Origin of the sequence: Bradyrhizobium sp. (assembly GCF_022844465.1) — a bacterium.
Lineage (GTDB): Bacteria > Pseudomonadota > Alphaproteobacteria > Rhizobiales > Xanthobacteraceae > Bradyrhizobium.
This window is the reverse complement of sequence record NZ_JALHLP010000022.1, coordinates 40,575-53,739: the sequence shown is the minus strand read 5'-3', so window position 1 is coordinate 53,739 and position 13,165 is coordinate 40,575. Positions and strand designations below refer to the sequence as shown.

Below are 13,165 nucleotides of genomic sequence, written 5' to 3'. Positions count from 1 at the left end.
CTGCTTTTCCTACTTGTCCTGGGTGGCTGGCGTCGGCTTGCGGACCGACGGATGAAGCCCTGCGGGATCCACCACCATGCCGAATTCCTGCAGATTATGCGCGTGGCAGAGTTGATGCAGCGCGAACGCGTGCTCGATCGCGGCCGGTTGCCCCATCACATCGACCGAACGATTGACGGCCTCCTTTGTCAGCTTCAGTGCGAAAGAGGGTTTTGCCGCGATCCTTTCGGCAAGCCTCAAGACGAAGGAAGACAGATCGCCACGCGGCACCACGTGGTTCACCATGCCAAGCCGATGCGCTTCCTCCGCGTTCCAGACGTCGGCGGTGAACAGCAGTTCCTTGGCCTTGCGCGGGCCGAGTTCCCAGGGATGCACGAACCATTCGACGCCGCAGACGCCCATGGTGACGACGGGATCGCAGAACTCCGCGTCCTGGCTCGCGACGATGAGATCGCAGGCCCAGGCCAGCATCAGGCCGCCGGCGATGCACTTGCCATGCACTTCCGCGATCGTCGGCTTGGCCAGGTTGCGCCAGCGCCGGGTGATCTGCAGATAGATTTCCTGCTCGCGCGCAAAGCGACCATGGGCGTTCGGTTCCGCGAACCCGCCCCAATTTCCGACCGGCGGAAAATCCACGCCGGCGACATTCTTTCCGCCCGGGCGCAGATCATGCCCGGCGGAAAAATGCGGACCGTTGCCGGCGAGAATGATGACCTTGACGGCGTCGTCCTGCACCGCGTGGTCGAAGGCCGCGTTGAGGTCGTAGGTCATCTGCAGGTTCTGGGCGTTGCGCGCCTCGGGCCGGTTCATCACGATCCGCGCGATGCGCGGCTCCGGCCGCTCCACGACGATGGTTTCGAAAGCGGTCAATCGGCCCTCCCTCTGTTCTTATCCGGTCATGTTGTTGTTTCACCGGACGATAGGCAAGGGCCAACCACGGCAAATCGGACCGCAGGCGGGCTCACGGCTGCATACCTGCAGCAGCCAATCTGCTATCGTGGCGACGAAACAAGCGGGAGATTCATCGATGCGCAGATTTTGGACCGTGCTGGCGGCGCTGGCGACCCTCAGCCTGACCAATTGCGGCTACAACGCGATCCAGACCAATGACGAGCAGGTCAAGTCGGGCTGGTCGGAGGTGGTCAACCAGTACCAGCGCCGTGCCGATCTGGTGCCGAACCTCGTCAACTCGGTGAAGGGTTTTGCGCAGCAGGAAAAGGACGTGCTGCTCGGGGTCACCAATGCGCGCGCCAAGGTCGGCAGCATCCAGGCGACCCCCGATGTGCTGAACGATCCCGCCGCGTTCCAGAAGTTCCAGGCCGCCCAGGGCGAATTGTCGGGCGCGCTGTCGCGGCTGTTGGTGGTGACCGAAAATTATCCGCAGCTGAAGTCGGACGCGCTGTTTCGCGATTTGATGGCGCAGCTCGAAGGCACCGAGAACCGCATCACCGTGGCGCGCAACCGCTACATCAAGGCGGTGCAGGATTACAACGTGGGCATCCGGACATTCCCGAACAACCTGACGGCGATGATGTTCGGCTACAAGGAAAAGCCGAACTTCTCGGTCGAGAACGAGAAGGCGATCTCGACGGCGCCGAAGGTGGACTTCAATCCGACCCCGGCGCCGGCCAAATAGCGGCCGACAGAAGACAATCGCGATGAACGCTGCAAGAGCCTCCCTTCTTGCGCTGCTGCTGTGCTGGGCCGGTTCGGCGCTGGCGCTCGTCGCGGTGCCGGCGCTGAGCGGACGCGTCGTCGATCAGACCGGAACGCTCGGTGCCAGCGACGTCGCCGCGCTGACGCAGGCGCTGCAGGACCTGGAGACGCGCAAGGGCAGCCAGATCGCGGTATTGATCGTGCCGACCACCGATGGCGAGGCCATCGAACCGTTCGCGCTTCGCGTTGCCGAGGCCTGGAAGATCGGCCGCAAGAAGATCGACGACGGCGCGCTGCTGGTGATCGCCAAGAACGATCGCCGCTTGCGCATCGAGGTCGGCTATGGTCTCGAAGGCGCGCTCACCGACGCCACCACCAAGCGCATTATCGACGAGGACATCACGCCCAAATTCAAGGCGGGCGATTTCGCCGGCGGCGTTTCCGCCGGCATCGGGCGGATGATCCGGATCATCGACGGCGAGAAACTGCCGGCGCCGGAACCGCCGCATTGGCAGGCGCCTGGCTTCCTGAGCGACATCGACCCCTTCAATCCGTTCGTCCTCGCCTTCGTGTTCATTGTCGGTACCGTGCTGCGGGCGGCGCTTGGCCGGCTGGCCGGTTCGGCGGCAACCGGCGGCGTGGTCGGATTCGGAGCCGGGTTGCTGGCCGGCGACATCGGAGCGGGGGTGGTCGTCGGCGTGATCGCATTCATTTTTACAGCCCTGTTTGATCTGCTACCGTTCGGCGGCGGCCGCGGTACGAGTGGCGGCTGGTCGAGCGGCGGCGGCAGCGGGGGGTCGAGCGGCGGCTTCAGCGGTGGCGGCGGCAGCTTTGGCGGCGGCGGCGCGTCGGGGAACTGGTAGCCATGAACATCAGACGCATCGCCAGGCACCTGCTCCAGGACAATTGGCGACGCCGTCGCCGATTTCCGCCGGACGTGCTGGCGAAGATCGAGCGGGCAATCAAGGCGGGGGAGGCTACGCATTCGGGACAGCTGCGCTTCGTCGTCGAAGGCGCGCTCGATGGCGCTCCCCTGTTTCGCGATCAACCGGCGCGGGAACGGGCGCTGGATGTTTTTTCGCAACTGCGTATCTGGGACACCGCCGAAAACAACGGCGTACTGATCTATCTCCTGCTCGCCGATCGCGACGTCGAGATCGTCGCCGACCGCGGCATCGACGCCAGGGTCGGGGCAGCCGGCTGGGAGAACATCTGCAGGTCGATGGAGGCGGAGTTCCGGGCAGGCGATTTCGAGCGCGGCGTCATCAACGGCGTCGAGGCCGTATCGCGCGAACTGGCCGCGCATTTTCCGCGGCGCGGCGGCGGGCCGAATGAATTGCCGGACGCGCCGGTGGTGATGTAGGCGCGAAATCTTTCGCATCGTTGCGCAGCGCGGAGCGAAGCCCCCGGGGCGTTTCCAGGCCGCTTCGCTCGCGCTTGAAGGTTTGCATCACGACAAGGCGCTACGCCTTGGCCGAAGGCCGTGCGGCGACGCGGGCCATCCATGCGGCGACATTGGCATTGGCGGGATCGAGCGGCTGACCGACCTGGCCGCCGAAATCGAGGATGCAATAGAGCAGAATGTCCGCCAGCGTGAAGCGCTTGCCGCAGAGGTACTGGCGGCCGTCCGCCATCTGGCCGTTGAGCCATTGCAGGCGGTTGGCGGCAATCATCTTCAAACCCGGAGACGCCTCGGGCGCGCAGGGAATCCGCTTCTCGAAGAACTTGAGGCCTTCGCCGAAGCGAAAGCCGTTCGCCAGAGGCTCGCAGATGTTGAGGTCGACCCGGCGCGTCCACATCCGGCATTCGGCGCGTTCTTCAGGCGTCGCCCCGATCAGCGCGGGCTTCGGATGTTTCTCCTCAAGGTATTCGCAGATCGCGGTGATCTCGGACAGGTAGCTGCCGTCGTCGAGCTCGAGCGTCGGCATCTGGCCATGCGGGTTGCGCTTGAGATGCTCGGCTTCGCGATTTTCGCCCTTGCGCAGATCGACGGCCTGCTTCGGCACGTCGATACCCTTTTCCGCCATGAACATGCGGACAACGCGCGGGTTCGGTCCGATCGAATCGTAGAATTTCATGGCGCTTTCTCTCTCTGCTCTTGTACGGCCGTTATTGTTGCAAGGCTGTTGAACATCCCGCGGCCGGATTTGTCAAACAGGCAAGGGCGGCGTGTCGCCCGTCCGGAACGACGGGATCAGTCGTCAAGCTTGTTGAGGTCGCGCACCGACTGCATGATCGGGTCGAAGTTCGACCGCGCATCGAGCGCGTCGAACAGCTGCGCGGTGTCGGACAACAGCCCGTGCGAGCGCTGGAGCGCGATGCGCACGTCATCCTGCGGCGTGTCGGAGAGCCGCCCGTGACCCGACAGCAGGATCTTCGAGTTCAGCCCCTTCAGCCGCTCCAGCGACTGGATGTAGTCGGCGATGCTGCCCGACCCGAACACCCCGCCCATCACGCCGCCGGGCATCAGCGTGTCGGCGGCGAACAACAGCCCCTTGTCCTGCTCGAACAGCGTGATGCAGGCCGAGGTGTGGCCGGGCGTGTACATGACGTTGAGACGGAGATTGCCGAGGTCGATGAGGTTGCCTTCCTCGAGCCAGAGATCGACATTGATCGGCACGTTCGGCTCGTTGAACATCTTGCGCAGCATCGAGAAGTCGTCGCGCAGCATGATCTTGTTGGCGGCCAGTCGGTGTGCGGCGATGAAGGCGCGGCCATGGAAATGATAGGCCGCGCCGATGTGATCGAGATGCTCGTGGCTCAACACCACCATGTCGATCTTCTCGGGCGCGCAGTCGAGGTGCTCGAGGCATTTAACGAGGTGCGGATAGTTCGACGACAGTCCGACATCGACCAGGATGGTGCGCGAACTGCCGCGTACCAGGTAGGCGTTGGCCGCACGGTTCTTGAAGCGGATCTGATAGACGTCTTCAGCGGCCTGGATCAGCGTGCAGACCTCGGTCTCGAGCAGGGTCCTGAATGGGCTTGGCTTGCGCTCGCTCATGAATTGGCCGGGGCTCTGAAGGCGACGGCGTTCGAGGCGCGCAACCGTTTGCTGAGCGCATCCATGATCATCAGCGCAAAGGCCGGCTGCTGGCTGACCAGATAGACGAAGCGGGCGTGATTGATCCGCATTACGCGGGTTTTCGGCGCGGCGGCAATGGCGGTGGCTGACCGCGAGGAGCCGTCGATCACGGCCATCTCGCCGAAGAACTCGCCCTTGCCGAGTGTGACGATGACGGTCTTGCTGGCGCCGTTGATCTTGGCGATCTCGACCTGGCCATCGAGGACCACGAACAACTCGCGGCCGGTCGAGCCTTCCTCGAAAATGACGTCATCCACATCAAATTCGTTGATGCATTTTTCGATTGTCATGGCTGAACCCGCCTTCTGGCCGGATGGGCAGGCATGTTAGTCGGTAAACAGGCCGGCGCAAACGGAACAGGCGGGAAATGCCGCACGGCAGCATCGGGAAATCGCCGCCGGGGTGCGGAACAACGTGCCTGGCCAGCCTGGATGATTTCCTTAAATTTCGGTAAGGCCGCGGCCGGTAACGAATTTACAAGCTATAAAAGTTACCAAATGGTCAACCAATTGGAGAATCCGACGTGAGCGATCAGCAGCCGAAATTCGACAGCCTTGAGTCCGCAACCAGTGCGGAGCCGGCCACCCCCGATGTGGCCGAGACGGGCGAGCCGGTGGCCGAGACGACCGGAACGGCTGGGGCGGCGGCGATACTCTCGCCCGAGCAAGAGGAGACTTCGCCCAAGCCGGACGCGCCCCGGATGGAGGCCGCCACCCTTGAAACTCCCAAGCTTGAGGAGCCCAAGATTGAAACTCCCAGGCTTGAAACTCCCCGGATCGATGCCGTGAAGCTGGAATCACCGCCTCTCGCCGAACCTGGGATGATCGTTTCGCCGGGCGATCGCGCCGGCGCGGATGCGATGCCCGGGGCGGCGGTGCTCGGCAAGCGTCGGATTCCGGCGATGGCCGCGGTGGTGGCGCTGGCGATGGTGGCAGGCGCGCTTGGTGGCGCGCTGGCGACGGCGAGCCTTGGAAAAAGCACCGCGGCGGGCGGAACGGCTTTGGCGAGGAACGGCGCGCTCGATGCCTCGGTGGCGCGGATCGATGCCGACATAGCCGCCCTGAGGGCGAGCCTTGAAGATATTGCCAAGGCAGGCGTGGCCAACTTCAGCAAGACCACCGAACGCCTCGATACGGTCGAGAAGGCGCAGGCCGATCCCGCGGCGAAACTCGCCAGACTCAGCGAAGCGGTTGAAAAACTCCGCGCCGCGCAGGCGTCCGCAACGGCGGCTACGACCCGGGACGTTACGGGCTCGGTGCCGCAACCAGCGCCAGCCGCGGCCGCCCCCGCGGCGCCACCGAAACCCGATTTCGCGCGGTTGCCGACGGTTGAAGGCTGGGTCTTGCGCGATGTCTCCAATGGCAGTGCGCTGATCGAGGGTCGCCGGGGCATGTATGAGGTCTATGCCGGCGATCCGGTGCCGGGCCTCGGCCGGGTCGACGCCATCCGCCGCCAGGACGGCCGCTGGGTGGTCGTGACCACCAAGGGCCTGATCGTCGCGCGTTGAAGTTTCTCTCACCCCGACGTGAAAGGCCGTCTCGCGAGACAGCCGGGCGGCCTTTCGGCTAGTTTCCTGAACGCAATCTGCCGTCGGCGACGCTCCAAACGACGTCGCGGGCCGGCACTGGTCAGGACACGGTTTCGCGTGCGGTTCTATCTGTTCGCCTTCATGCTGGTCGTCTATGCAGCGCGCGCGGCGTACGCGGCCGAGACGCCTGCGCTGGAACGCGGGACCGCCATCACCGATCCGGCGGCGTTGCGCGAACACGAAGGCGGACGGCTTCGCCTCGACCGCATGCTGCTGCCGGCGCGATCGGCGGATACCCCGCTTTCCAACGGCGAACTGTTCGCCTTGCCGTCGATGCTGCCGGTCCGTCAGGCGATCGACGGCGAATTTGACCGCTACACGGCCCGTCACCGGGCGAACCTGCCCGCGGTTACAGTCGGCGTCGGCAATGGTTTTGATTTCCAGTTGTTCGACCGCGAGCTGCTTTACTCTACGCAGACACGTTTCGTGCTGGCCGGCATCGTCAACCGCATGGACCGCGGCTATGTTTCCGAAGCAGGCTGTGGCGAGATACGGCTGATCTACCGCTTGGTGCGGATGGAGACGCCGGCGACCGGCAACGGCGCTTCGTTGCCGCGGCTGCCGATGACGCTGAACCTCGTGCTCAGGGCAAAGGCCGATCGCTCGCCCGACCGCGACGGCCCCGCGATCACATGCCGGGAGATCGCCCAACGTTGGCTCGCCGGCGAAAACGGCGATTCCCTCGACCTGCTTGGCCATGAGAATATCGATCGGATCGAAACCAATCTCCAGATCGCGCATGCGCCGAAAACGGCGGCGCGCGAGTTTCGCACGGATTATCTGTTGAAGGTGTTTCGCTACGATCGGCACGCGCGTGTGTTCGCGGAGTCGCCGATGGAGAACCAGATCGACCGCGCGCGTCTGCTGGCGGACGAAGGTCTCAAACGCGAGTTCAGGGCGTGGCTGCTCGATCCCGTCAATCTCGCGGCGTTCGACCGCGGCACCGCGCTGATCCCCGAGCAGTTTCTCGCCCGTGGCGCGGTCGCATCAACGCCGGCCGGCTTTGATCCGTCGGATCTGCAACCGGAATTCAGCCTTGTGAACGGGGAGGGCGCCGCCTTCAGCGAGGCTGAAATCATCGCCGCGCTGAACATGGCGGCGGCGGCCGGCGTCAAGCTGCAGAACATCCGCTCGCCCGGCGGTTTCGCGCGACGGCTCAACGACGTCACCTGTTCCGGCTGTCACCAGACCCGTGGCATCGGCGGCTTTCACTTCCCCGGCGTGGACTGGACTGCTGCGAAGTCGACGGCGGTGCCGGCGTCGCCGCATTTCTTTGGCGATCAGGTCCGCCGCCGCGATATACTGGAGGCGTTGCGAGACGGCAGGTCGCCGGACTACTCGCGCGGATTTGCCAGCCGTCCGCAACTGCGCGGCAGCACCGAACTCTCCGGCACCGGATACCATGATGGCTGGGGCGCGCATTGCTATGTGCAGGGCGCCAGCACTGATGAGAGTTTTCGCGACTGGAACTGCGCCGAGGGTTTGACCTGCCAGGCCGCCGGCAGGATTTCGCGCATCGGCATGTGCTTCGTCAAGAGCCGCTAAAGCGGCTGCGGATTGTGCTAGGTGTTTTCAAGCGAGGTGATGGCGGCGGCAAGCTGAGCGGAGACCTGCAATGAACTCTTCCGACCAGGACAAGCAGCGCAACCGCAAGATCGCGGCCAACGAGGCCGATCGGCAGGCGGTCGGCGATATCCGCGTCAGCATGTGGGCGATCGCGATCGCGGTCTTCGCGGGCGTGACCGTGTTCGGCTTCGTCTTGGCGTGGTTCAACCGCTGAACGGTTACGCCTGTCTGGCGTAGTGCGTCAGACGCTTGCCGGGCAGCAGATCATAGGCCGACTTCCAACCCGGCAATTGCGCCATGCGCTTGAGCCAAGCCTCGATCGCGGGGTGGCTCGCTGCCCAATCATATCCGGTTTCGGCGGCGGGGTAATGCAGATAGGCCATCATGGAAATGTCGGCCACCGTCGGTCGCTCGCCGACCGCAAATGAACTCTTCTGCATGTGCTGATCGAGAATCGACAGGAAGTCGTCGAGCCGCTTGCGCAAAAACTGCAGGACGCGCCCGTCCGGCGACGGCGTAAAAGTCCGATGATAGCGATAGGTCGCCATGTAACCGGTGAGCTTGTGGTTGTCCCAGAACAGCCAGCGCAGCACCTCGAACTGTTCGTGTTCGGTTTCGCCGTCAAACCGGCCGAACTGGCGAGCGAGTTTGAGCAGGATCGGCGCCGTCTGGGTCAGGCGCTCGCCGTCCGTTTCAAGTACGGGGATTTCACCCATCTCGTTGACATTTCGCCGCCATTCCGGTGTCCGGGTAACGCCGCCGCCGAAATCGGTCCAGACCGGCTCGAAACTCTGGCCGCACAAAGTGAGCATCAGCGCGAGCTTGTAGCTGTTTCCCGACTCCGGAAAATAATGCAGGCGATAGGTTGGCATGGCGGCTCGACCCTACGCTACCGCGCCGGCGGCGCGCAGCTTGCCGATCGTAGCTTCGTCATAGCCGGCGTTGCGCAGGATTTCATCGCTGTGCTCGCCGAGCCCGGGCGGCTTGCGCGGCTGCACCTTGGGGCTGCCGTCCACCCAGATCGGGCTCGAGATCGTCATCGTGGTGTCGTTCTCGAACGGCACCAGCACCTCGTTCTCGATCATCTGCTTGTCGTTCGGAATGTCGTCGAGGATGCCGACAACGCCGAACACCAGTCCGTTGCCGTCGAGAATTTTGCGCCATTCGGCCAAATCCCGGGTCGCAAAGGTCTGGTCGAAAATCCTGATCAGTTCCAGCGAACGCGCATGGCGCTCCTTCTTGGTTTCGAACCGCGGGTCGGTGACGAGGTCCTCGCGACCGAGGCAGCGCGCCAGCGTCGGCCACTGCCGGTCCTCGTTGAGCAGCGACAGGATCAGCCAGCGGCCGTCCTTGCACTGATAATGGTTGGTGACTGCGTTCAAGGCATGCTCGCGTGGCCGTCGTTCACCGAACTTGGCGCCGACCAGCTTGGCCTGCGCCAGCACCGAGGCGGCCCAGACGCCGTTGGCCATCAGGTTGGAGCTGACATGGGAGCCCTTGCCGGTGCGCTCGCGCTTGTAGAGCGCGGTGACGATCGCGCCGTAGAACGCCATCGCGCAGGGATGATCGCCCATGCCGGCGATCGACCGCGCCGGCGTGGTGTGCTCGTCGGCGCGCACCAAATCCATCAGGCCCGAGCGCGCCCAATAGGCGTTGGAGTCGAAGCCCGGCTTGTTGGCTTCCTCGCCCTTCTCGCCGTAGCCGGTGAAGGAGGCGTAGATCAGGCGTTCATTGCCTGGCGCCAGATGCGCGTGGGTGATGCCGAGCCGTTCGCGCACCTGCGGCGGGTAGTTGGTGATGAAGACGTCGGCTTGGGCCGCCAGCCGGTGCAGCACCGCCTGGCCTTCCGCCTTCGACAGGTCGAGCGCGAGGCTCCTCTTGTTGCGGGACTCCAGCATCCACGCGAAATTATGTTCGCTCTGGGGATAGCCCGGCAAATTCGGCAGGTTGCGATAGGGATCGCCGGTTCCGGGCGGTTCGATCTTGATCACGTCGGCGCCGAAATCCGAAAGCACGGTGGCGGCCGCGGGCGCGGCGATGAAGCTCGCGCAATCCAGAACCTTCAGGCCCTCAAAAATACCCTTCTCCATCGTGGCGCCGCTCCCTGAGGTTTGTTGATTTTCTTGAATGATCGCGACCCGCGATCCCGTTCAAACGCCATTTGACCCATGTAGGGCGGCAGATGCAACTACTCCTCACCCGACAGCAGCGCTGCATTTCCGCCTGCCGCCGCGGTGTTGACCGTCACGGTCTGTTCGGTCGCAAACCTCGCGAGATAATGCGGTCCGCCGGCCTTGGGCCCGGTTCCGGAAAGGCCATGGCCGCCGAATGGCTGTACGCCCACGACGGCGCCGATCATGTTGCGGTTGACGTAGATGTTGCCGACCTGGAGCCGGCCGATCGCGTCCTCGACCATGTCGTCGATCCGGGAGTGGATGCCAAGCGTCAGCCCGTAGCCGGAGCGTTCGATCGATCGCAGCACGTCGTCGAGCCGATCGGCGCGATAGCGCACCAGATGCAGCACCGGGCCGAACACTTCCTCCCCAAGCTGCTCGGGGTCGGTCAGTTCGAAAATATGCGGCGCCACATAGTTGCCTTCAGGCGCGGTGCCTGCAAAGTGCAGTCGCGCCTGCTGCTTCGTGCGCTGGATATGTCCATCCAGCCGTTCCTTGGCCTCGGCATCGATCACCGGGCCGACATGCGTGGCGGGATCGCCGGGGTCGCCGACGACGAGTTCGCGCGCAGCACCTGCGACCATCTCGATCATGCGGTCGGCGACGTCGTCCTGGACGAACAGCAGCCGCAGCGCCGAGCAGCGCTGGCCGGCGGAGCGGAACGCCGAGGTCACCACATCGTCCGCGACCTGTTCCGGCAAGGCGGTGGCATCGACGATCATCGCATTGATGCCGCCGGTTTCCGCAATCAACGGCACGATCGCGCCGTCCCTGGCGGCTAGCGTGCGGTTGATGTTCCGCGCGACGTCAGTCGAGCCGGTGAAGACGACGCCGGCGATGCCGGGATGCGCCACCAGCGCGGCGCCGATGCGGCCATCGCCGGCCACCATCTGCAGCGCCGACGCCGGCACGCCGGCTTCGTGCAGCAGCCGTACGGCTTCAGCCGCCACCAGCGGGGTCTGCTCGGCCGGCTTTGCAACGACCGTATTGCCCGCCACCAGCGCCGCCGTCACCTGCCCCAGGAAGATGGCCAGCGGAAAATTCCAGGGCGAGATCGCGACGAACACGCCGCGGCCGCGCAGGCGAAGGATGTTGCTCTCACCGGTAGGCCCCGGCAGGGCCGTGCCTTCGCCGAACAGCTCACGCCCCTGCGCCGCGTAGTAGCGGCAGAAATCCACCGTCTCGCGGACTTCCGATACCGCATCATCCAGCGTCTTGCCGCCCTCGCGCTGCAGCAGCGCGATGAAATACGCCATGCGTCCTTCCAGCAGGTCGGCGGCCTTTTCCAACGCGGTCGCGCGCGTCCCGGCCGGCGTTCTGCTCCAGTCCCTGAATCCGGCCAGTGCGGCCGATACAGCGGCAGTCGCCGCCGCGTTCGTCGCATCGCTGACGCTTCCGGCCGCGGGCAATCGTTGCGCAGCGATGGCAGCGATCAGGCGCTGCAGCGCCGCCCGCTCGCCGAATTCGATGCCGCGGGAATTCGTCCGCTGCGGCCGGTAGAGGTCGGCCGGCAGGGGAATGTTCGGGTGGTTGGCGCTGTCGGGGCCGGCGATGATGTCGGCGGGACGCCGCAGCAGTTGCGCAACCGGCACCGTCTCGTCCGCGGCAAGCGCGACAAAGGACGAGTTGGCGCCGTTTTCGAGCAACCGCCGCACCAGGTAGGCCAGCAGATCGCGGTGACTGCCGACCGGCGCATAGGTGCGGTGGGCGATGTCGGGGCGATCTTCGCCAAGCTTCGCATACAGCGCCTCGCCCATGCCGTGCAGGCGCTGGAACTCGACTCCCTCTGTTTCGCCGCCCGCCAGTTCGAGGATGGTCGCGACCGTCAGCGCATTGTGGGTGGCGAACTGCGGAAAGAGTCGCGGCCGCAACGCCAATAGTTGCTGCGCGCAGGCGACGTAGTTGAGGTCCGTCATCGCCTTGCGGGTAAACACCGGGTAGCCGTCGAGCCCACGTTCCTGCGCGCGCTTGATCTCGGTGTCCCAATAGGCGCCCTTGACCAGCCGAACCATCATGCGCCGATCGAGGCTTCGGGCGAGGCCATCGACATAGTCGATCACCTCGGCGGCGCGTTTTTGATAGGCCTGAATCGCCAGACCAAAACCGTCCCAGCCGGCCAGCGACGGGTCGCTGAAGGCTTCAGCTATGGCATCCAGCGACAGTTCCAGCCGGTCGGCTTCTTCTGCATCGACGGTGAAATTCAGATCGTGCGATTTGGCCTGGCGGGCGAGTTCGATCAGGCGGGGCACCAGTTCCCGCAACACCCGCTCGCGGCTCACCGCCTCGAAGCGGGGATGCAGCGCCGAGAGCTTGACCGAGATGCCGGGCCGGTCGGGCAGGCGATCACGGCCAGCCGCGCGGCCGATCGCCTCGATCGCGCTTGCATAGGAATTTAAGTAGCGCGCGGCGTCGTCTGCGGTGCGGGCGCCTTCGCCGAGCATGTCGAAGGAGTAGCGCTGATGCCGCGAAGATTGCGGCTGTGCGCGCGAAAGCGCGGCCTCGATGGTTTCGCCCAGCACGAAATGGCTGCCCATCAGCCGCATCGCCTGCCGGGTCGCTGCCCGCACCGCCGGCGCACCCAGCCGCTTGGTCAGCCGGCCGATGGTTCCCTGCGGGGTCTCGCCGGGCTGGATCACGCGGGCCGACATGCCGAGCGCCCATGCCGAGGCGTTCACCAGGAAGGCGCTCGACCTCGTCTCGTGATTGACGAAATCGCCTTCACCAAGCTTGTCCTCGATGAACTGGTCCGCGGTGCGGGCATCCGGTACCCGCAACAGCGCTTCGGCCAGCACCATCAATGCCAGCCCTTCCTTGGTCGTCAGCGCGAATTCGCGCAGCATGTCCTCGACCCCGCCGAGCGGATCGTCATTGGCCCGGATGGCTTCGATCAGTCGCGTCGCGGTGCGATCGACGCGCGCTTCCTGCGCGGAATTCGTTTGCGCCGCCTGGAGCAGGCGGGCCGCCATCGCCCGATCGTCGGGCGCGTAGGGCGCGCTGAAGGGTGGCGGAGGCAAGGGCTGGCTCGGCATCGGATTCTCTTGGCTGAAGCGATCTGGTCGCGGTCGAACCGTAGTCCGGTAGATTACCTGATGCAGG

General features: G+C 64.9%; 13 protein-coding genes. 6 read left to right on the top strand and 7 right to left on the bottom strand.

Annotated features, from left to right (window positions below; all coding sequences use genetic code 11):
* Window positions 1–9 precede the first annotated feature (9 nt).
* Complete coding sequence (locus Q0D31_RS22090) at window positions 10–870, bottom strand: enoyl-CoA hydratase (protein ID WP_291856051.1); 861 nt, start codon at window positions 868–870, stop codon at window positions 10–12.
* A 157-nt stretch (window positions 871–1,027) separates the two neighbouring features.
* Here Q0D31_RS22090 and Q0D31_RS22085 point away from each other — a divergent pair, with 157 nt between their 5' ends.
* The 3 genes from Q0D31_RS22085 to Q0D31_RS22075 are packed head-to-tail and all read left to right on the top strand — an operon-like array spanning window position 1,028 to window position 3,019.
* Complete coding sequence (locus Q0D31_RS22085; RefSeq protein ID WP_291856049.1) at window positions 1,028–1,636, top strand: LemA family protein; 609 nt, start codon at window positions 1,028–1,030, stop codon at window positions 1,634–1,636.
* Window positions 1,637–1,658: 22 nt separating this feature from the next.
* The gene (locus Q0D31_RS22080) at window positions 1,659–2,519 is read left to right on the top strand and encodes a YgcG family protein (RefSeq protein WP_291856047.1); all 861 of its coding nucleotides are present in this window, start codon (window positions 1,659–1,661) and stop codon (window positions 2,517–2,519) included.
* Between the two features lie 2 nt (window positions 2,520–2,521).
* On the top strand, window positions 2,522–3,019 hold the full coding sequence (locus Q0D31_RS22075; protein WP_291856046.1) for a TPM domain-containing protein: 498 nt from the start codon (window positions 2,522–2,524) through the stop codon (window positions 3,017–3,019).
* A gap of 100 nt (window positions 3,020–3,119) precedes the next feature.
* Here Q0D31_RS22075 and Q0D31_RS22070 read toward each other — a convergent pair whose 3' ends face one another.
* From Q0D31_RS22070 to Q0D31_RS22060, 3 genes are all read right to left on the bottom strand, one after another.
* A complete protein-coding gene (locus Q0D31_RS22070) occupies window positions 3,120–3,734 on the bottom strand; it encodes a glutathione S-transferase family protein (RefSeq protein WP_291856044.1) in 615 nt (204 codons plus the stop codon).
* A gap of 116 nt (window positions 3,735–3,850) precedes the next feature.
* Window positions 3,851–4,660, bottom strand: a complete 810-nt coding sequence (locus Q0D31_RS22065; protein WP_291856042.1) for an MBL fold metallo-hydrolase — start codon at window positions 4,658–4,660, stop codon at window positions 3,851–3,853.
* Complete coding sequence (locus tag Q0D31_RS22060; protein WP_291856040.1) at window positions 4,657–5,031, bottom strand: cyclic nucleotide-binding domain-containing protein; 375 nt, start codon at window positions 5,029–5,031, stop codon at window positions 4,657–4,659. The genes Q0D31_RS22065 and Q0D31_RS22060 overlap by 4 nt, the downstream gene beginning before the upstream one ends.
* 233 nt (window positions 5,032–5,264) lie before the next feature.
* On the opposite strand from Q0D31_RS22060, the gene Q0D31_RS22055 reads away from it, so the two are divergent.
* The 3 genes from Q0D31_RS22055 to Q0D31_RS22045 all read left to right on the top strand — a co-directional run bounded on the left by Q0D31_RS22055 (window position 5,265) and on the right by Q0D31_RS22045 (window position 8,109).
* Window positions 5,265–6,248, top strand: coding sequence for a hypothetical protein (locus tag Q0D31_RS22055; RefSeq protein ID WP_291856038.1), 984 nt, complete (start codon window positions 5,265–5,267; stop codon window positions 6,246–6,248).
* Between the two features lie 162 nt (window positions 6,249–6,410).
* Window positions 6,411–7,874 (top strand): hypothetical protein, encoded by a 1,464-nt coding sequence (locus tag Q0D31_RS22050; protein WP_291856093.1) that lies wholly within the window; start codon window positions 6,411–6,413, stop codon window positions 7,872–7,874.
* A gap of 70 nt (window positions 7,875–7,944) precedes the next feature.
* Complete coding sequence (locus Q0D31_RS22045) at window positions 7,945–8,109, top strand: hypothetical protein (protein ID WP_291856036.1); 165 nt, start codon at window positions 7,945–7,947, stop codon at window positions 8,107–8,109.
* 4 nt (window positions 8,110–8,113) lie between these two features.
* Here Q0D31_RS22045 and Q0D31_RS22040 read toward each other — a convergent pair whose 3' ends face one another.
* The 3 genes from Q0D31_RS22040 to putA all read right to left on the bottom strand — a co-directional run bounded on the left by Q0D31_RS22040 (window position 8,114) and on the right by putA (window position 13,098).
* Window positions 8,114–8,767 carry a glutathione S-transferase family protein gene (locus tag Q0D31_RS22040; protein WP_291856033.1) on the bottom strand — a complete coding sequence of 218 codons (654 nt, stop codon included), beginning with the start codon at window positions 8,765–8,767 and terminating at the stop codon, window positions 8,114–8,116.
* A 12-nt stretch (window positions 8,768–8,779) separates the two neighbouring features.
* A complete protein-coding gene (locus tag Q0D31_RS22035; protein WP_291856031.1) occupies window positions 8,780–9,985 on the bottom strand; it encodes a CoA transferase in 1,206 nt (401 codons plus the stop codon).
* A 98-nt stretch (window positions 9,986–10,083) separates the two neighbouring features.
* Window positions 10,084–13,098, bottom strand: a complete 3,015-nt coding sequence (putA, locus tag Q0D31_RS22030; RefSeq protein ID WP_291856029.1) for a bifunctional proline dehydrogenase/L-glutamate gamma-semialdehyde dehydrogenase PutA — start codon at window positions 13,096–13,098, stop codon at window positions 10,084–10,086.
* Between the last annotated feature and the right edge of the window lie 67 nt (window positions 13,099–13,165).

Bases quoted from the DNA above. Each gene is read 5' to 3' on its own strand.
- Q0D31_RS22040 (WP_291856033.1), bottom strand. From the start codon at position 8,767: ATGCCAACCTATCGCCTGCATTATTTTCCGGAGTCGGGAAACAGCTAC.
- Q0D31_RS22080 (WP_291856047.1), top strand. From the start codon at position 1,659: ATGAACGCTGCAAGAGCCTCCCTTCTTGCGCTGCTGCTGTGCTGGGCC.
- Q0D31_RS22085 (WP_291856049.1), top strand. From the start codon at position 1,028: ATGCGCAGATTTTGGACCGTGCTGGCGGCGCTGGCGACCCTCAGCCTG.
- Q0D31_RS22045 (WP_291856036.1), top strand. From the start codon at position 7,945: ATGAACTCTTCCGACCAGGACAAGCAGCGCAACCGCAAGATCGCGGCC.
- Q0D31_RS22065 (WP_291856042.1), bottom strand. From the start codon at position 4,660: ATGAGCGAGCGCAAGCCAAGCCCATTCAGGACCCTGCTCGAGACCGAG.
- Q0D31_RS22060 (WP_291856040.1), bottom strand. From the start codon at position 5,031: ATGACAATCGAAAAATGCATCAACGAATTTGATGTGGATGACGTCATT.
- Q0D31_RS22035 (WP_291856031.1), bottom strand. From the start codon at position 9,985: ATGGAGAAGGGTATTTTTGAGGGCCTGAAGGTTCTGGATTGCGCGAGC.
- Q0D31_RS22050 (WP_291856093.1), top strand. From the start codon at position 6,411: ATGCTGGTCGTCTATGCAGCGCGCGCGGCGTACGCGGCCGAGACGCCT.
- Q0D31_RS22070 (WP_291856044.1), bottom strand. From the start codon at position 3,734: ATGAAATTCTACGATTCGATCGGACCGAACCCGCGCGTTGTCCGCATG.
- putA (WP_291856029.1), bottom strand. From the start codon at position 13,098: ATGCCGAGCCAGCCCTTGCCTCCGCCACCCTTCAGCGCGCCCTACGCG.
- Q0D31_RS22075 (WP_291856046.1), top strand. From the start codon at position 2,522: ATGAACATCAGACGCATCGCCAGGCACCTGCTCCAGGACAATTGGCGA.